The sequence below is a fragment of the Aeromicrobium endophyticum genome, assembly GCF_003586285.1.
Lineage (GTDB): Bacteria > Actinomycetota > Actinomycetes > Propionibacteriales > Nocardioidaceae > Aeromicrobium > Aeromicrobium endophyticum.
In genome coordinates, this window is record NZ_QUBR01000002.1 from 1,122,423 (window position 1) to 1,138,735 (window position 16,313).

The 16,313-nt window shown below is 70.9% G+C and carries 20 protein-coding genes; 9 read left to right on the forward strand and 11 right to left on the reverse strand.

Annotated elements, in window-relative coordinates; translation table 11 throughout:
* Positions 1-30: 30 nt before the first annotated feature.
* Entirely contained in the window at positions 31-1,056 is a 1,026-nt protein-coding gene (locus DX116_RS16010) for a glutathione S-transferase family protein (protein WP_119705205.1), read from the forward strand.
* Positions 1,057-1,095: 39 nt separating this feature from the next.
* On the opposite strand, the gene DX116_RS16015 is transcribed toward DX116_RS16010, so the two are convergent.
* The 4 genes from DX116_RS16015 to DX116_RS16030 are packed head-to-tail and all read right to left on the reverse strand — an operon-like array spanning position 1,096 to position 6,073.
* Positions 1,096-1,650, reverse strand: coding sequence for a GrpB family protein (locus DX116_RS16015; RefSeq protein WP_119705206.1), 555 nt, complete (start codon positions 1,648-1,650; stop codon positions 1,096-1,098).
* Entirely contained in the window at positions 1,647-3,848 is a 2,202-nt protein-coding gene (locus tag DX116_RS16020; RefSeq protein WP_147393689.1) for a transglutaminase TgpA family protein, read from the reverse strand. The genes DX116_RS16015 and DX116_RS16020 overlap by 4 nt, the downstream gene beginning before the upstream one ends.
* A 4-nt stretch (positions 3,849-3,852) precedes the next feature.
* The gene (locus tag DX116_RS16025; protein ID WP_119705208.1) at positions 3,853-5,133 is read right to left on the reverse strand and encodes a DUF58 domain-containing protein; all 1,281 of its coding nucleotides are present in this window, start codon (positions 5,131-5,133) and stop codon (positions 3,853-3,855) included.
* 1 nt (position 5,134) lies between these two features.
* On the reverse strand, positions 5,135-6,073 hold the full coding sequence (locus tag DX116_RS16030) for an AAA family ATPase (RefSeq protein WP_119705209.1): 939 nt from the start codon (positions 6,071-6,073) through the stop codon (positions 5,135-5,137).
* Positions 6,074-6,175: 102 nt separating this feature from the next.
* Here DX116_RS16030 and DX116_RS16035 point away from each other — a divergent pair, with 102 nt between their 5' ends.
* The 5 genes from DX116_RS16035 to DX116_RS16055 are packed head-to-tail and all read left to right on the forward strand — an operon-like array spanning position 6,176 to position 8,689.
* Positions 6,176-6,628, forward strand: a complete 453-nt coding sequence (locus DX116_RS16035) for a flavodoxin family protein (RefSeq protein WP_119705210.1) — start codon at positions 6,176-6,178, stop codon at positions 6,626-6,628.
* A 29-nt stretch (positions 6,629-6,657) separates the two neighbouring features.
* Positions 6,658-7,050, forward strand: coding sequence for an Imm51 family immunity protein (locus DX116_RS16040; protein WP_119705211.1), 393 nt, complete (start codon positions 6,658-6,660; stop codon positions 7,048-7,050).
* Positions 7,043-7,501, forward strand: a complete 459-nt coding sequence (locus DX116_RS16045; protein ID WP_119705212.1) for a hypothetical protein — start codon at positions 7,043-7,045, stop codon at positions 7,499-7,501. The genes DX116_RS16040 and DX116_RS16045 overlap by 8 nt, the downstream gene beginning before the upstream one ends.
* A 22-nt stretch (positions 7,502-7,523) precedes the next feature.
* Complete coding sequence (locus DX116_RS16050; protein ID WP_119705213.1) at positions 7,524-8,255, forward strand: hypothetical protein; 732 nt, start codon at positions 7,524-7,526, stop codon at positions 8,253-8,255.
* A 2-nt stretch (positions 8,256-8,257) separates the two neighbouring features.
* A complete protein-coding gene (locus DX116_RS16055) occupies positions 8,258-8,689 on the forward strand; it encodes a GNAT family N-acetyltransferase (RefSeq protein ID WP_199716101.1) in 432 nt (143 codons plus the stop codon).
* A gap of 19 nt (positions 8,690-8,708) precedes the next feature.
* On the opposite strand, the gene DX116_RS16060 is transcribed toward DX116_RS16055, so the two are convergent.
* Entirely contained in the window at positions 8,709-9,737 is a 1,029-nt protein-coding gene (locus tag DX116_RS16060; RefSeq protein WP_119705214.1) for a PHP domain-containing protein, read from the reverse strand.
* Between the two features lie 10 nt (positions 9,738-9,747).
* The gene (locus DX116_RS16065) at positions 9,748-10,563 is read right to left on the reverse strand and encodes a pentapeptide repeat-containing protein (RefSeq protein WP_119705215.1); all 816 of its coding nucleotides are present in this window, start codon (positions 10,561-10,563) and stop codon (positions 9,748-9,750) included.
* A gap of 26 nt (positions 10,564-10,589) precedes the next feature.
* On the opposite strand from DX116_RS16065, the gene DX116_RS16070 reads away from it, so the two are divergent.
* From DX116_RS16070 to DX116_RS19990, 3 genes are all read left to right on the forward strand, one after another.
* Positions 10,590-10,928, forward strand: a complete 339-nt coding sequence (locus DX116_RS16070) for an acylphosphatase (RefSeq protein WP_199716148.1) — start codon at positions 10,590-10,592, stop codon at positions 10,926-10,928.
* Between the two features lie 15 nt (positions 10,929-10,943).
* Positions 10,944-11,417: a DUF222 domain-containing protein gene (locus DX116_RS16075; RefSeq protein WP_119705217.1), complete on the forward strand. Its 474-nt coding sequence runs from the start codon at positions 10,944-10,946 to the stop codon at positions 11,415-11,417.
* A gap of 87 nt (positions 11,418-11,504) precedes the next feature.
* Positions 11,505-12,194, forward strand: a complete 690-nt coding sequence (locus tag DX116_RS19990) for a thermonuclease family protein (RefSeq protein WP_158592018.1) — start codon at positions 11,505-11,507, stop codon at positions 12,192-12,194.
* 10 nt (positions 12,195-12,204) lie between these two features.
* Here the strand turns inward: DX116_RS19990 and era are convergent, their stop codons facing one another.
* From era to DX116_RS16105, 5 genes are read right to left on the reverse strand one after another with little or no spacing between them, the layout of a single operon-like run.
* The gene (era, locus tag DX116_RS16085) at positions 12,205-13,155 is read right to left on the reverse strand and encodes a GTPase Era (protein ID WP_119705218.1); all 951 of its coding nucleotides are present in this window, start codon (positions 13,153-13,155) and stop codon (positions 12,205-12,207) included.
* On the reverse strand, positions 13,152-13,490 hold the full coding sequence (locus tag DX116_RS16090; protein ID WP_199716102.1) for a cytidine/deoxycytidylate deaminase family protein: 339 nt from the start codon (positions 13,488-13,490) through the stop codon (positions 13,152-13,154). The genes era and DX116_RS16090 overlap by 4 nt, the downstream gene beginning before the upstream one ends.
* The gene (locus DX116_RS16095; protein WP_119705220.1) at positions 13,474-14,793 is read right to left on the reverse strand and encodes a hemolysin family protein; all 1,320 of its coding nucleotides are present in this window, start codon (positions 14,791-14,793) and stop codon (positions 13,474-13,476) included. Before DX116_RS16095 ends, DX116_RS16090 begins: the two co-directional genes overlap by 17 nt.
* Before the next feature lie 10 nt (positions 14,794-14,803).
* The gene (gene ybeY / locus DX116_RS16100; RefSeq protein WP_119705221.1) at positions 14,804-15,280 is read right to left on the reverse strand and encodes an rRNA maturation RNase YbeY; all 477 of its coding nucleotides are present in this window, start codon (positions 15,278-15,280) and stop codon (positions 14,804-14,806) included.
* Positions 15,258-16,268 carry a PhoH family protein gene (locus tag DX116_RS16105; protein WP_119705222.1) on the reverse strand — a complete coding sequence of 337 codons (1,011 nt, stop codon included), beginning with the start codon at positions 16,266-16,268 and terminating at the stop codon, positions 15,258-15,260. Before DX116_RS16105 ends, ybeY begins: the two co-directional genes overlap by 23 nt.
* Positions 16,269-16,313: the final 45 nt, after the last annotated feature.

Genomic DNA, 16,313 nt, shown 5'->3' on the forward strand with positions numbered 1-16,313 from the left:
GGATCTGCAGCACCCGAATAGGCTAGCAGCATGCCTTCCCACGACTCTGCGGACTCCGACCACTCGACCTCCGGCGCGTACGTGCACGCCGGCCAGGAGTTCGACCGCGACATGAACTACATCCCCGACCGCATCGTCCGCGAGGGCACCGACGCCGAGGGCCGTCCCGCCTGGCCCGTCGAGGCCGGACGCTACCGACTGATCGTCGCGCGGGCGTGCCCGTGGGCCAACCGCGCGATCATCGTCCGTCGCCTGCTGGGCCTCGAGGACGCGATCTCGATCGGCTACTGCGGCCCCACGCACGACAAGCGCAGCTGGACGTTCGACCTCGACCCGGGTGGCGTCGACCCCGTGCTCGGCATCGAGCGCATCCAGGAGGCGTACCTCAAGCGCTACCCCGACTACCCGCGCGGCATCACGGTGCCGGCGATGGTCGAGGTGTCGTCGGGCCAGGTCGTCACCAACGACTTCCCGTGGATCACGCACGACTTCGCGGCCGAGTGGACCGAGCACCACCGCGAGGGCGCGCCCGACCTGTGGCCGGCCGACGTCCGCGACGAGATGGAGACCGTCATGAAGCGGATCTTCACCGAGGTCAACAACGGTGTGTACCGCTGCGGCTTCGCCGGGTCGCAGGAGACGTACGAGGCCGCCTACGACCGGCTGTGGACCGCGATGGACTGGCTCGAGGAGCGTCTCGCGACGCGCCGCTTCCTGATGGGCGACAGCATCACCGAGGCCGACGTCCGGCTGTTCACGACACTGGCCCGCTTCGACGCCGTCTACCACGGGCACTTCAAGTGCAACCGTCAGAAGCTGACGGAGATGCCGGTGCTGTGGGCGTACGCCCGCGACCTGTTCCAGACGCCCGGCTTCGGCGAGACGATCGACTTCGACCAGATCAAGAAGCACTACTACATCGTCCAGACCGACATCAATCCGACGAAGATCGTGCCGAAGGGCCCCGATCCCGAGGCGTGGCTGACGCCGCACGGTCGCGAGTCGCTCGGCGGACGCCCCTTCGGCGACGGCACCCCGCCCGACCCCGAAGTGTGACGCCTACGGCCTCATTCCGTTCGGGTGACGCCGTGGGCGTCACACGTCGCGGGGTGGGGCCGTGGCGCGCGACATGATGTCGGCGACGACGTCGCTCTTGGCGTCGGCATAGTCGTTCGTGTCGTCCCAGTCGCGCAGCGACAGCTCGCGCTTGACCGCCTTGTAGCGGTCACGGTCGTCGGGGTGCGTGCGCAGCCAGTCGCGGAACACGAGGTGGCGGCGCTCCCAGTCGCTGCCGACCGTGCACACGTGCAGGTTGACGTCGCGCTCCGGAGTGCGCAGCATGCGGTGCTCGGGCTCGCGCACGCGCAGCACGTAGCCGGCCGCGACCAGGTCGGGGACGAACGCGTCCTCGTCCTCGACGTCGACGACGCTGAGGTCGATGTCGATGATGGGCTTGGCCGCGAGCCCCGGGACGCTGGTCGAGCCGATGTGCTCGAGGCCCAGCACCCGGTCGCCCAGGGCGGCGACGATGCGCGAGCGCTCGTGCTCGTACCGCTCGGCCCAGCGGGGGTCGTGGTCGACGATGACGATGTCGCGCTTCTCGCGGCCGCCGATCAGGACGCCGTCGAGCGGATCGGGTGACGCACTCATGTCGCCAGTCTGCCGGATGCGGCGACCCTGGCCACGGGGGTCCGCCCGGCCAGCGACTGCGGCAGGAGCGTGGCCAGGAGGCGGCGACGTGTGGACGCACCGGCCCGCAGCGACGCCGTGACGGCCTGCAGGTCGGCGACGCCGTCGCCCGGTGGTTGCTCGCCTCGGGAGAAGCGGGCGTGCTCGACGCGCCTCAGGAGCGCTTGCAGCGCGTCGTCGTCGACACCGGGCTGCGCCGTGAGGCGTGCCGCGAAGCCGCGAGGCGTGTCGGCGGCGGACGCCGGGATGCGCAGGTCGCGGGCGACGTCCTCGAGCTCGCGCCACAGCGGCTCGACGTCGGTGCGACCCCGAGACGTCCGCCAGCGCCGTCGCACCGACCGCACCACCCACGGCACGGCACCGACGACGAGGAGGGCGGCCAGCGTGACGATCGCGCTGCGCGGAGCGGTCGAGCCCTGCTCGGACGGGGCGGCGACCGGCTGTTCGGGGGTGTCGGCACCGCGCTGCGGAGCCGCCTGCGTGGGCTCGGGCGTCGGGGCCGGCTCGGCGTCCGGGGTGTCGACCGCCGGCTCGACGAACGAGGTGGCGTCGCCCACGCTCGTCGTGGGGTCGAAGCGCACCCAGCCGGCGCCTTGGAAGTAGATCTCGGTCCAGGCGTGCAGGTCGTCGGACGTGTTGGTGAACACCGACTCGCCGTCACGGATGTTCGAGGTGCCGGGCGCGTAGCCGACCGCGATGCGGGACGGCATGTCGAGCGTGCGCGCCATGACCGCCATGGCGGACGAGAAGTGCACGCAGTAGCCCGCCTTCTTGCGCAGGAACTCGGCGATGACCTCGACGCCGTTGCCGTCGTAGTCGCCGGCGACCGGGGCCGTCTCGGAGTAGCGGAAGTCGCCGTCGCGGAAGAACTTCTGCAGTGCCAGGGCACGGTCGTAGTCGTTGTCGGCATCGGCGGTGACCTCGCGGGCCGTGCGCTCGATGATCGAGGGCATCGTGGGAGGCAGCTCGACGTACGACTCCAGGCCGGGGCCGATCGAGGTGCGCAGCTGTCGCATCTGCTCGGCGGTGGGCCGGACGTCGAGGCTCGACACGGTGTAGGTCTTGCCCCGTGAGTCGTCGGTGCGCGAGGTCAGGGTCTGGCCGGCCCGGCGGAAGGTCCACTCGCCGTCGAGCCCCGTCACGGTGCCCGTCGACGGGTACGGCACGGGCAGCATGGTGCTGCGCAGCTGGTCGATGCGGATGCGAGTCCGGCCGGGCTCGACCTCGATGTCGCTGTCGATCAACCGCTCGCCCTCGAACAGGTCGGCGCGCACCGTCTCGGTGGGCTTCCAGGTGCGACCCGTGAAGTCGCGCAACGTCGCGACCTTCAGGTACTGCGGCTCGTCGAAGGTCGTCGTGTAGGTCAGGGCCGTCGCGGTGCTGTTGCGCCGCAGGTTCTGGCCCAGCTCGATCATGGGGTTGATGCCGCGCCCGAAGACCTGGGGCGGCGGCTTGCCCCACGACGCCGCAGCGGCGCCGACGTCCGGAGCGACCGACGGGAAGGCGACGGCTCCGGCGAGGGCCGTGACACCGAGCGCCAGTGCCGGGACGGCGCCGAGGCGCGACGTGCCACCGCGCGTGGCCGTGGCGGTGCGCGAGCGCAGCAGCACGAGCCACAGCGCGGCGACCGCCAGGAACAGCCAGGCCGGTGGCGTCTCCCCCGAGACCAGCGCCGGCGTCGCGAAGACGGCGAGCAGGAGCACCCCGATCAGCGGCGCGGCGCGGCGCCGCTGCAGCATCAGGTCGGCCACCACCACGATCAGGCCGAACGCGCTCGCGACGACCAGCACGATGGGCCGGGACGCCGCGACCGGCGCCTTCTCCTGCACGATCGTCTGCTGGGCGACCGAGGCCATGTCGGCCAGGGCGGTGACGGTCTGTGGCGTCGGGACGATCGCCAGCAACGTCTCGGGCACGAAGATCCACACGATGACGAGCAGCTCGACCAGGATCGCGACGGGCGCTACGAACCGGGTGCCGAGTCCGCGCAGCACCGCGCACGTCAGGCCGGTCATGGTGGCCACCAGGATCGTGGTGACCCACCAGTCGCGTCCCTCGACGATCGTGCCGAACCCCGACAGCAGCAGCACCAGCGCGAGGGCGATGACGCCGTGGTCGAACCAGGTCTCGCGGGCCGTGCGCACCGGCGACCTGGTCACCGTCTCAGCGTCCCGCACCGCGTCCCCCTCCGGCAGCCCCTGCGGGCTCGGCGTCGAAGGACGCCCACGTCTCGGCGAGATCGTCCTGCGGCGACCAGGTGACCACGTTCCAGCGGGCACCGTCGAGCACGTCGAGCGCCGGTGCCGGCGTGCCGTGCGCCACGAGAGCCAAGATCGTCCGCGCGGTCGACAGCGACGCGACCCAGTGCCGGGCGCGCTCGACCGTCAGACGTCCGAGGACGACGAAGACCGCGCCCTCGGCGTCGTGGCGGCCCGGACGGTCGACGGGCTCGGGCTGCAGGAGGGCCAGGTCGACCATCGCGTCCTCGAGCGTGTCGTGCCCCTCGGCGACGACGCGGTCGACCTGCGTGCCGTTGGACTGGAGCCCCACGACGTACCCGGCCCGCACGAGGTGGGCCGTGATCGAGGCGGCTGCCACGACCGACCACTCCAGCGCCGGCGAGAACTCCCACGCGTCCTTGCGGTCGAGCGCCGTGCCCTGGCTGCGCGGGTCGGCGTCGACGATGACCGCGGCGCGCGGGGTGACCTGCTGCTCCTCCTGCCGCACCATGAGCTCGGCCCGGCGCGCCGTGGCCTTCCAGTGGATGCGCTTGAGCGCGTCCCCCGGCAGGTAGGCGCGGGCGATGATGTCGTCGTCGCCGACACCGACGTTCTGCGGGGCGGGCCGGGTGGCGCCCTGGTCGCTGGCACCGCGAGGCGTGATGGGCGGCAGGTCGACGCGGCCCGGCAGCACCATCAACGGCTGCACCCCTCCGAAGGAGTGTCGCCGGCTCACCAGGCCGAAGGGGTCGTGCACGTCGACGTGCAGCGGCCCGACGTCGTGCTGCCCGCGCCGCATGCCGTGCAGGTCGTACGTGACCGTGGTCGTCGCGTCGGCGCTGCGGCTGCCTCCGAGCGCGGGAAGGGCCCCGCTGCTGGTGCCGGACAGGCCGTGCGGGAGGTGATCGTCCCAGTCGGCCTCGAGGCACGGCAGGGGCGACTGGTTGACGAGCCGGACCGTGACCCGCGACGGCGCCCCGAGCGGCACGACCCGCGGCGCGAACGTCCGCTCGACCCGCACCCGGGAGTGGCCCACGAGCACGAAGCCCGCGGACAGGACGATCATCGCGACGAGCAGGCCGGTGACGTACAGCAGCGCGGGCAGCGACAGCAAGGGAGCTGCCGCGAAGGTGGCCACGGCTGCCGCGGCGAAGCCGATGCCGCGACGTGTCACGACGACGGACGTCACCGCCCGACGCAGGGCACGGACGCGGAGCGGGGCCATGTCAGCGCTGCTGGACCGCGCCGGCCGGGACCGGCGTCTCGGCCACGATGCGTGCGACGACCTCCTCGACCGACGACACCCCGCGCATCGCGATCAGGCGGTGGGGCAGCACCACCCCCGCCAGCACGTCGATGTCGTCGGGCAGCACGAAGTCGCGCCCGTGGACGGCCGCCCGCGCCTTGGCTGCCCGGATGAGCTGGAGCGTGGCCCGTGGGCTCGCGCCGAGGCGCAGCTCGGTGTCGGTGCGGGTGGCCTGCACGAGGTCGACGACGTACTGCTCGACCGCCGACGACACGTGGATGGCCCGGGCCGTCGCGATCATCGCCGAGATGTCGTCGACCGTCGCGACCGGCGAGAGACCGTCGAAGGGGTTGTAGGCGTCGCGCTGCTGCACCATGGCGAGCTCGGCGGCGGCGTCGGGGTAGCCCATCGAGATGCGCGCCATGAAGCGGTCCCGCTGCGCCTCGGGCAGGGCGTACGTGCCCTCCATCTCGAAGGGGTTCTGCGTCGCGACGACCGTGAACGGGGTCGCGAGCGCGTAGGTCGTGCCGTCGACGGTGACCTGTCGCTCCTCCATCGCCTCGAGCAGCGCCGACTGGGTCTTGGGCGAGGCACGGTTGATCTCGTCGCCGATGACGATGTTGGCGAACACCGCGCCGGGCTTGAACTCGAACTCGCGGTCGACCTGGTTGTAGACCGAGACGCCCGTGATGTCGGACGGCAGCAGGTCGGGCGTGAACTGGATGCGGCGGACCGAGCAGCTGACGGAGCGGGCGAGCGCCTTGGCGAGCACGGTCTTGCCGACGCCCGGCACGTCCTCGATGAGCAGGTGCCCCTCGGCGAGGAAGACGACCAGCGCGGCCTCGGCCGCCTCGGGCTTGCCGTCGATGACCCGCTCGATGTTGCCGAGGATGGCGCGCGCTACGGTCTCGAACTCCATACGCGATGTTAGACACATCGGCGCAAACGCGCAGGCTCGTTCCGGTGAACTCGGACGCCCGTCCGCGGGCCCAGGTGCGACGGCCATCGCTACGGTGAGGCCATGGCACGCCTGCTGATCGTCCACCACTCCCCCACCCCCAACCTGCAGGCCGTCCTCGAGGCGGTCGTGGCGGGCGCGCGCCACGACGAGATCGAGGACGTCGACGTCGAGGTGCAGGAGGCGCTGTCTGCTTCGGTCGACGACGTGCTGGCCGCCGACGGCTACGTCATCGGCACGAGCGCCAACATCGGCTACCTGTCCGGGGCCGTCAAGCACTTCTTCGACGTCACGTTCGACGCCGCCAGCGAGCAGACCGGCAGACGTCCGTTCGGCTACTACGTGCACGGCCGCAGCGACACCAGCGGTGCCGAGCGGGCGATGGAGTCGATCACGACGGGCATCGGCTGGCGCCGGGTCGCCGACCCCCTCTGCTTCCTCGGCGACCCCGACGACGCCCACCTCGCCGCGGCGACCGAGCTGGGTGCGACGGTCGCCGCCACGCTGATGCGCTGAGCCCCCGAGCACCTTGAGACACTGGTGCCATGACTGACGCCGCCCCCTTCCGACTATGGACCGGCGACGACGCACCGTCGCTCGTGCTGGACTGCGGCGGCACGCCGGTGGACGACCTCGTGCTCAGCCGCCAGACCGAGCCCAACGGCTACTTCTGGGAAGGCGTGCTGACTTTGCTCGACCCCCTGCTCGCGGACAGCCTCGAGCTCGACTCGGAGGCCGACATGTTCTGCGCGTACGGCGAGATCTCGTCGCTGGATCGCGCCCGCGTGCTGCTCGAGCCATATGTGCTGGAGCCGGAGCGCATGGCGAGCCTGCTCGATCGTGCCGATGCCGAGGGCATCGATCTCGACGACCTGGCCGACCCTATGCCGGTCGGGCGTCCCACGCTCTTCTCGCGACTGTTCCGGCGTCATGGCTGATCGCGATCTCGACCGGTCCGCACGCCGCCGCCGGCTCGTCGTCGGTGGGCTGGTCGTCGCGTTCGCCGCCGTGCTGATCGCGATCGTCGTGGTGCGCAGCGCCGGCGAGAAGGTCCTCAACGAGAACGGCGACACGTTGGTCCTGGTCGACCGGCAGACGGGCGACGGCATGCAGGCGCTGGCGCGCGCCCCGCTCGCCGACGTCGGAGGATGCCTCGGTCTCGGAGATCCTGACGGCGGTCCGGGCACGGTCGTGATCTGGCCCCACGGCACGACGATCAAGACGCCGGACCCGCTCCGGGTCACCGTCGACGGCACGACGTACGGCATCGGCGACACCATCCGGATCGGCGGCGGTGAGGTCGGGCCGCTCGAGCCGTCCAGCCCCTTCTACGACAAGGTGCCCGAGGCATGTCGCGCGGCGAACGTCTTCGTCGCGAGCAACGGTTGACCCGGCACGGGACAATGGAGTCATGACCACGCCCGACTTCCTGCCCACGCTCTCCTCCGGCTCGCACGACGCCGAGCAGGGCGAGGCCTGCGTGATGGAGTACGTCTCGATGCTCGCCGGCGAGGAGTGGAGCGACCGCCCCGAGTGCACGCACCCGCTGCTCGCGCACGAGGCGCGCACCACCAACGACCTGCTGCGCGACGGGGACCGCCCCCGCCTCGTGCCGCTGATCGGACGCCTGTTCGGCACCACCGACGACTCCCCCGGGTTGCGGGCACGACTCCGGATCGCCCAGGCCCGGCAGGTCGTCGCCCTGGTCGAGCCGTCCGCCCGGTCGCGGGCCTTGGTCGCGATCGAGCTGGCCGAGTCGTGGATCGGGCGCGACGGCACCGACGACGACGTCCGCGACGCCTTCTCGTCGGCGATGACCGCTCCCCTGTCCACCGGCGACCTCGACCCCGAGCACGTCGACTTCCACGCCGGCATGTCGCGGATGTTCCCGTTCGCGCTGTCGCCCGAGCTCGAGGCGGCCGAGGCCTACGGCCTGGCTGCCCTCGTCGTCGCCCACCGGGTGGCCGCCGGCGAGTGCCGCGCCGACTGCGCCAACGGGCCGGCACGCGCCCGCCGGATGGTCAAGGACCTCGGCGGCCTCATCGACGTCTACGACCAGGTGACGGGCCGCACGGCGACCGACCTCACCGCCGACGTGTGGAGCGAGCTGGCCGACGCGCAGCCGTCCGCGGCCCCCGTCTGAGCGTGCCCCACCTCGTCCCGGGTGCCGAGTTCTCGGCCGACGCCGACCGCCTCGACCGAGCCCAGGTGCATGCCTGGCTGAGCCGCGAGGCGTACTGGGCGATCGGTCGCAGCCGGGCCACGCAGGACGCCGCGATCGACGGCTCACGCAACTACGGCGTGTACCGGTCAGGGCGCCAGGTCGCCTACGCCCGCGCGGTCACCGACTGCGTGACCTTCGCGTGGGTATGCGACGTGTTCGTCGATGCGTCCGAGCGGGGCCGAGGCGTGGGCCGGATGCTCGTCGAGGGGCTCACGGCCGATCTCGACACCTTCGGCCTGAAGCGCATGGTCCTCACCACCGGCGACGCCCACGGCCTCTACGCCGCCGTGGGGTTCGAGGTGCTGCCCAGCCCCGAGCGATGGATGGTACGGCCGGGCGGCGCGCCCACCTGACCGTCCGGCACGGGCGAGCTCAGCGCTTGGCGTGCGACCACTCCAGCAGCCGCTCGACGGGCCACGTCGTGACGATGCGGTCGGCGGGCACGCCTGCCGCGTCCGCGCGCTCGGCCCCGAGGTCGAGGAAGTCCAGCTGGCCCGGCGCGTGGGCGTCGGTGTCGATCGCGAACAGGCAGCCCGCGTCGAGGGCCAGCTGGATGAGCGGATCGGGCGGGTCCTGGCGCTCGGGGCGCGAGTTGATCTCGACCGCGACGTCGAACTCGGCGCACGCCGCGAACACAGCCTTGGCGTTGAAGTCCGACTGCGGACGCTGACCGCGTCCACCCTCGACCAGGCGTCCGGTGCAGTGGCCGAGGACGTTGGTGTGCGGGTCGGCGACGGCCGTCATCATCCGGCGCGTCATGGCACGCCGCTCCATCTTCAGCTTGGAGTGGACGCTGGCCACCACGACGTCGAGCCGCTCGAGCATCTCGTCGGTCTGGTCGAGGCTGCCGTCGTCGTGGATGTCGACCTCGATGCCGCTCAGCAGCCGGAAGTCGTCGTAGGTCGCATCGACCTCGGCGACGACGTCGAGCTGCTCGGCGAGGCGCTCGGACGTGAGCCCGTTGGCGATCGTCAGCCGTGGCGAGTGGTCGGTCAGCACCTGGTACTCGCGGCCACGCCACCGGGCGACCCGCGCCATCTCGTCGATCGACGTACCACCGTCCGACCAGTCGGAGTGGCTGTGCAGGTCGCCCCGCAGCTGCGCGCGCAGCCGGGTGCCACCCGACGCCAGCGGAGCCCCGCCGTCCGCGCGCAGCTCGGCCAGGTAGCCGGGGACGTCACCGTCGACGGCCTGGCGGATCACGCCGAACGTCCGGTCGCCGATGCCCTTGACCCGCTTGAGCTGTCCGGTGCGGGTGCGGTCGGCGATGTCGTCGGGTGAAAGGTGCTCGATCGCGGCGGCGGCGTGACGGAAGGCCTCGACGCGGTACGACGTCGCCCGCGCCCGCTCGAGCCAGAACGCGATCTCCTTCAGCGCCTCGACGGCTCCGACCTGCTCCACCCCACCGATGCTACGGCGCACCGACCCAGTGCGCCGGACGCCGCAGCGCGGCCAGTGCTACCGGCAGCCGTGTGCTCGCGTCGCCGCGGGCGGACGCCACCTGCGTCTGGGTCAGGAAGAGGCAGTCCGTCAGGTCGGCGCCGTCGAGCCGCGCGTCGCGCAGGTCGGCACCGAGCAGGTCGCAGGAGCGCAGATCCGCCCCGCGCAGGTCGGCGGCGATCAGCAGCGAGCCGCGGAGGTCGGCACCGCGGAGGCGGGCGCGTCGCAGCTTCGCGCCGAGCAGCGCTGCGCCGCGGTGGTCGGGGCCGGCGAACGGCGCCCGCACGAGGGCGCTGACCTGCTGCAGGAGCGGCGACACGAGATCGCGGTGCGCCGGCAGGTCGATGTCATCGAGCCGTGCGGCATCGGTCCGCGTCAGCTCGAGGGTCATCTGCCGGACTCGGGACAACTCGTCGTGCAGCACGGTCGCCTCGGGCCGCTCGGCCGCCTCGACGAGGTACCAGAGCATCTCGTGGAGCTGCCGCATCACCGGCAGGGCAGCGAACATCGCGCCGGACGTCGTCGGGTCGTCACGCCAACTGACACCGCCGAAGGTCACCTGCGACACGTGCTGCCCGGCGCCGAAGCAGTCGTAGACCGTGCAGCCGCGGTAGCCCTCGCTGCGCAGGTCGGCGTGGATCGAGCAGCCGAAGCCGCTGTCGAGGTGCTGGCACGGGTCGCCAGCGTCCTTGTCGACCGGGAAGTCGGCCGACCGCTCGAAGGCCAGGGCCACGCAGCACAGGCCGAAGCAGCTGCCGCAGTCGGCGACGAGCGCGAGTCGATCCACCCGGTGACCCTATTACGGTGGTGCGCATGAGCCGGCGCCACGTCATCGTCCGCGGAACCGTCCAAGGCGTGTTCTTCCGCGCCTCCTGCCAGCAGGAGGCGGTCCGCGTCGGGGCTGCCGGGTGGGTCGCGAACCGTCCCGACGGATCGGTCGAGGCGGTGTTCGAGGGCTCGGACGACGTCGTGGAGCACCTGGTGCAGTGGTGCCGCTCCGGTCCCCCGCGAGCTGTCGTGACGGATGTCGAGGTGACGGTCGAAATGCCGCAGGGCGAGAGTGGTTTCGAGGTGCGCTTACCGCGTGTGGACGGTCTCTGGTTCGTGTCGGTGGCAGGCTTTGGTCTGGAACTAGTCGAACAGGTGTTCTAGTCACGGTCTGCGGGGGTGGTGATCGACGTCGACGACCTGCGCACCGAGGCAGGCACCGCCACCAACACCTCAGGCACCACCATGTCCGCCCGCGCCCAACGGATGGCCTGCAACGCCCACCTCGTGGCCCTGCTGCTCGACGGCGACTCGAAGGTCATCGACCACGGCACCACCAAACGCCTCTACGACCGTCACCAACGCCTCATCCTGGCCACCCGCGACGGCGGCTGCGTCTTCCCCCGCGTCCTCACCATGACCGACCGAAGGGAGGCAGGCGCACGGGCGAAGCCCGCAGCGGCGAGGCACGAGCCGCTGGTGCGGCGAGGAACGAACCGTGCGCCCCACCACCACCTCGTCCACGAAGGCCGATGGACCGCACGGATGGCCCCCGACGGCATCGTCGAGATCATCCCCCCGCCCGACATCGACCCCACCCGAACACCACAACGCCACTCCCGCTTCACACGACAACAACCACGAGCCGGATAGCTTCACCGCGCTCCGCGCCGCCGCCGGAGGTCTGATTTTCCCTCCGATTCCACCGCGAATCGGACGCACGGCTGTTACGTTCTGGCGATGACTCGTGTGCGCGGCACTCTTGCGACCATCCTCGGCATCGTCCTCGTCGGCGCCTCGCTGCTCGCTGCGACACCGGCGCGGGCGTTCATCGACAAGGACTGCGGAGACTTCGCCACCCAGGCCGAGGCACAGGCCTTCTTCATCGAGAACGGTGGCCCGGCCCTCGACCCTCACGCCCTCGACCGTGAGCATGACGGTCTGGCCTGCGAGACGCTCCCGTGCCCGTGCAGCTACTCGTCGCCGCAACCGGCGCCGCCGGCACCTCTCGTGGCGCGGTGCGCCGCGAACCCGAAGGTCACGCAGCGAGCCGTCGTGGAGTCGGTGATCGACGGCGACACCCTGCGGGTCCGTGTCGACGGCCGGCGCACGAAAGTCCGGCTGCTCGGCATCAACTCGCCCGAGCGCAGGAAGAAGGGCTACGGAGAAGCCACCAAGGCGCTCAAGAAGCTCACACCGCCGAAGAGGACCGTCACGCTGACGAGCGACCCGACCCAGCCGTACACCGACCAGTACGGCCGCCTGCTGCGCTTCGTGAAGCGTGGCTCGAAGGACGCCAACAAGCTGCAGCTGGCGAAGGGATGGGCGCGCTTCTACGACGCGCGGACCTGCGCACCGCTCACCACGAAGCAGTCGTACCTGCGCGCCGAGCGATCCGCCAAGAAGGCCCACCGCGGCATCTGGAAGTAGCGCGCGAGCCTCAGAAGCCGAGCTTGCGCAGCTGCTTGGGATCGCGCTGCCACTCCTTGGCCACCTTGACGTGCAGGTCGAGGTAGACCGGCGTGCCGAGGATCTTCTCGATCTGCGAGCGCGAGTCGCTGCCGATCTGACGCAGGCGGGCACCCTGCTTGCCGATGATGATGCCCTTCTGGCTGTCGCGCTCGACGTACACGTTGACGCGGACGTCGATCAGCGGCTTGTGCTCGGGACGGTCGGGGCGCGGCACCATCTCGTCGACCACGACGGCGATCGAGTGAGGCAGCTCGTCGCGGACGCCCTCGAGGGCCGCCTCGCGGATGATCTCGGCGATCAGCGTCTCCTCGGGCTCGTCGGTGAGCTGGCCCTCGGGGTACAGCGCGGGGCCCTCGGGCAGGGTGGCGATCAGCAGGTCGGCCAGCAGTTCGACCTGGTCGTCGGCGACGGCCGAGACGGGGATGATCTCCTGGAACTGCAGCCCCAGGTCGGCGCTCGCCTGCTGGATCGACAGGAGGTGGTCGCGAAGGCGGTCGGGCTTGACGAGGTCGATCTTCGTCGAGATGGCGAAGATCGGCTTCTTGCGACCCTGGCCCGTCTTCTGCAGCTCGGCGAGCTCGCGCATCAGGAACTTGTCGCCCTCGCCGACGCTCTCGTTCGCTGGCAGGCACATGCCGATCGTGTCGACCTCCGACCACGTCGAGCGCACCAGGGCGTTGAGCCGCTCACCCAGCAGCGTGTGCGGCTTGTGCAGGCCGGGGGTGTCGATCAGGATCAGCTGGGCGTCGTCGCGGTTGACCAGCCCGCGGATCGCGTGCCGCGTGGTCTGCGGCTTGGACGAAGTGATCGCGATCTTGCCGCCGACCAGGGCGTTGGTCAGGGTCGACTTGCCGGCGTTGGGACGTCCGACGAAGCACGCGAAGCCGGACCGGTGCGCCGGCGAGCCCTCGGCGCTCATGTGGTGCGCACCTTCACGACCGTGCCCTGCGGATCGGCCAGGTACACCGCGACACCGTGCCCCGAGACGTCGCGCACGGCCGTGCCGTCGACGACCGGCTCGGGCACCATCTCACCGACCAGCGCAGCCGCCTCGACGCCCGTGGCGCCGGACGAGACCGCCATCGCGACGGCCAGGTCGAGCGCGTCGACGTGCAGCGACGGCAGGTGCACCGTGGAGGCGACGTAGGTGCGACCGTCCTGGTCGCGCACCGCCGCGCCGTGCTCGGCCTGCGTGCGGGCGCGCGAGCTGCGGGCCAGCGTCACCAGCTTGGAGTCCTCAGGACTGAGATCCATGATCGGACCCTTTCGGTCGTCGTTCCAGAAGGTCGGTGTCTTCGTCGGGCGTCAGCCGGCTCACGACGACGTGCCCGATGCGGTTGCGTCGCCCGGACGGGCCCTCGGCCTCGAAGCGAAGCCCCTCGACCTCGACGACGCTGCCGCGGATCGGCACCTTGCCCAGGTGCTTGGCCATCAGGCCGCCGACGGAGTCGACGTCCTCGTCCTCGATCGGGATGTCGAACAGGTCCTCGAGGTCGTCGACCTCGAAGCGCGAGCTGACCCGCCACGAGCCGTCGGACAGCTTCTGGCTGGCGTCGGGCTCGGTGTCGTACTCGTCGGTGATCTCGCCGACGATCTCCTCGAGGATGTCCTCGATCGTGATCATGCCGGCCGTGCCGCCGAACTCGTCGACGACGATCGCGACGTGCATGCGCTGCGCCTGCATCTCCTTGAGGAGGTCGTCGGCCGGCTTGGTGTCGGGCACGAACAGGCACGGACGCATGATCGACTCGATGCGCTCGGTCGTCTCGGCGGTGTGGTTGTCGAAGACCCGCTTGGTGACGTCCTTGAGGTAGGCCATGCCGACGACGTCGTCGAGGTTCTCGCCGACCACCGGCATGCGCGAGTAGCCGCTGCGCAGGGCCAACGACATCGCCTGGCGGAGGGTCTTGTGACGTTCGACGAACACCAGGTCGGTGCGCGGCACCATGACCTCGCGGACGATGGTGTCGCCGAGCTCGAACACCGACTGCAGCATGCGGCCCTCGTCGGTCTCGATGATCGAGCTGGCGGCCGCGAGGTCGACGAGCTCGCGCACCTCGACCTCGGACGCGAACGGACCCTCGCGGAAGCCCTTGCCGGGCGTGACGGCGTTGCCCAGCAGGATCAGCAGCTGCGGCAGCGGCCCGAGCAGACGGGTCAGGACGATGACCGGCACGGTCGAGGCCAGGGCGATCGACTCGGCGTGCTGGCGGCCGAGCGTGCGCGGCCCGACGCCGATGAGCACGAAGCTCACGACGACCATGATCGCCACGGCGACGCCGAAGCGCGGCCAGAGACCGTCGAGGTGGTCGGCCACCACCAGCGCGACCAGCACGATGCTGGCGGTCTCGGTGAGCACGCGCATCAGCAGCACCGAGTTGAGGAAGGCCGCCGGGTCGTCGAGGATCCGCACGAGGCCGGCAGCACCCGAGCGTCCCTCGGTCTCGAGCTCTTCGGCGCGAGCCTTCGAGAACGCCGAGATCGCGGCGTCGACGCTGGCGAGCATGCCGGCCACGACCGCCAGGACGACGGACAGCACGATGGGCAACCACGTCATCGCGACGACCTCATGCGTCCTCGGGGTCGACGCCCGCGGCGGACTGCTGCCACTCGAGCAGCAGGCGGCCCTGGATGCCGAACATCTCGCGATGCTCGTCGGGCTCGGCGTGGTCGTAGCCGAGCAGGTGCAAGATGCCGTGCACCGTGAGCAGCTCGACCTCGTCCTGCGTCGAGTGGCCCGCGGCGGGCGCCTGCTGCTCGGCGACCTGGGGGCACAGCGCGATGTCGCCGAGGTAGCCCTCGGGGCTCTCCTCGTCGTCCTTGCCCGGCGTGAGCTCGTCCATGGGGAACGACAGGACGTCGGTCGGTCCCTTCTTGCCCATCCACTGCTCGTTGAGCACCGCGATGGTGTCGGGCTCGACGAGCCGCACCGTCAGCTCGGTGGCGGGGTGCAGCCGCATGCGGCGCATGGCGAAGCGGCAGAGCCTGGTGAGACCGACGACGTCGACGTCGGCACCGGACTCATTGAGAACGTCGACGTTCACGGGAGTCAGCACCTGCCTCGTGCGTCTCGGACTCGAACTCGCCGTAGGCGGCGACGATCTGGCCGACCAGCTTGTGGCGGACCACGTCGGTGGCGCTCAGGTGGGCGAAGTGGATGTCGCTGACGTCGTCGAGGATGTCCTGGACGACGCGCAGGCCGCTCTTGTTGCCGCTCGGCAGGTCGACCTGGGTGACGTCGCCGGTCACGACCATCTTGGAGCCGAAGCCCAGCCGGGTCAGGAACATCTTCATCTGCTCGGGCGTGGTGTTCTGCGCCTCGTCGAGGATGATGAACGCGTCGTTGAGCGAGCGGCCGCGCATGTAGGCCAGCGGGGCGACCTCGATGACGCCGCCCGTGAGCAGCTTGGGGATGGTCTCGGGGTCGACCATGTCGTGCAGCGCGTCGTACAGCGGACGCAGGTACGGGTCGATCTTCTCGCTGAGCGAACCGGGCAGGAAGCCCAGGCGCTCGCCCGCCTCGACCGCGGGACGGGTCAAGATGATGCGGTTGACCTGCTTGGCCTGCAGCGCCTGGACGGCCTTGGCCACGGCCAGGTAGGTCTTGCCGGTGCCGGCCGGGCCGATGCCGAACACGATCGTGTGCTTGTCGATGGCGTCGACGTAGCGCTTCTGGTTGACCGTCTTGGGCCGGATGGTGCGTCCGCGGTTGGACAGGATGTTGAGGCTCAGCACCTCGGCCGGCTTCTCGCGCGTCTCGGTGCGCAGCATCGAGAGGCTGCGCTCGACGGTCTCGCGCGTCAGGTTCTGGCCCGTGCGCAGGATCGTCACGAGCTCGTCGAGGAGCCGCTCGACGAGAGCGGCCTCGGACGGCGGCCCGGTGACCGTGATGGTGTTGCCGCGGGCGTGGATGGTCGAGGCGAAGGAGTCCTCGATCAGGCGGAGGAACTCGTCGGCCGGCCCCAGCAGGGCGACGGCCGGGACGCTCGACGGGATCGTGAACGTGTGCGCGGGTTGGATGTCGTCAGTCATGTGATGCCAATCGTACGCAACCCCTGCGACACCGTGCGAATCGTC

Excerpts from the sequence above, each read along its gene's own strand:
- DX116_RS16010 (WP_119705205.1), top strand. The coding sequence starts at position 31 with ATGCCTTCCCACGACTCTGCGGACTCCGACCACTCGACCTCCGGCGCG.
- DX116_RS16015 (WP_119705206.1), bottom strand. The coding sequence starts at position 1,650 with ATGAGTGCGTCACCCGATCCGCTCGACGGCGTCCTGATCGGCGGCCGC.
- DX116_RS16025 (WP_119705208.1), bottom strand. The coding sequence starts at position 5,133 with ATGGCCCCGCTCCGCGTCCGTGCCCTGCGTCGGGCGGTGACGTCCGTC.
- DX116_RS16030 (WP_119705209.1), bottom strand. The coding sequence starts at position 6,073 with ATGGAGTTCGAGACCGTAGCGCGCGCCATCCTCGGCAACATCGAGCGG.
- DX116_RS16035 (WP_119705210.1), top strand. The coding sequence starts at position 6,176 with ATGGCACGCCTGCTGATCGTCCACCACTCCCCCACCCCCAACCTGCAG.
- DX116_RS16040 (WP_119705211.1), top strand. The coding sequence starts at position 6,658 with ATGACTGACGCCGCCCCCTTCCGACTATGGACCGGCGACGACGCACCG.
- DX116_RS16045 (WP_119705212.1), top strand. The coding sequence starts at position 7,043 with ATGGCTGATCGCGATCTCGACCGGTCCGCACGCCGCCGCCGGCTCGTC.
- DX116_RS16050 (WP_119705213.1), top strand. The coding sequence starts at position 7,524 with ATGACCACGCCCGACTTCCTGCCCACGCTCTCCTCCGGCTCGCACGAC.
- DX116_RS16070 (WP_199716148.1), top strand. The coding sequence starts at position 10,590 with ATGAGCCGGCGCCACGTCATCGTCCGCGGAACCGTCCAAGGCGTGTTC.
- DX116_RS19990 (WP_158592018.1), top strand. The coding sequence starts at position 11,505 with ATGACTCGTGTGCGCGGCACTCTTGCGACCATCCTCGGCATCGTCCTC.
- era (WP_119705218.1), bottom strand. The coding sequence starts at position 13,155 with ATGAGCGCCGAGGGCTCGCCGGCGCACCGGTCCGGCTTCGCGTGCTTC.
- DX116_RS16090 (WP_199716102.1), bottom strand. The coding sequence starts at position 13,490 with ATGGATCTCAGTCCTGAGGACTCCAAGCTGGTGACGCTGGCCCGCAGC.
- DX116_RS16095 (WP_119705220.1), bottom strand. The coding sequence starts at position 14,793 with ATGACGTGGTTGCCCATCGTGCTGTCCGTCGTCCTGGCGGTCGTGGCC.
- DX116_RS16105 (WP_119705222.1), bottom strand. The coding sequence starts at position 16,268 with ATGACTGACGACATCCAACCCGCGCACACGTTCACGATCCCGTCGAGC.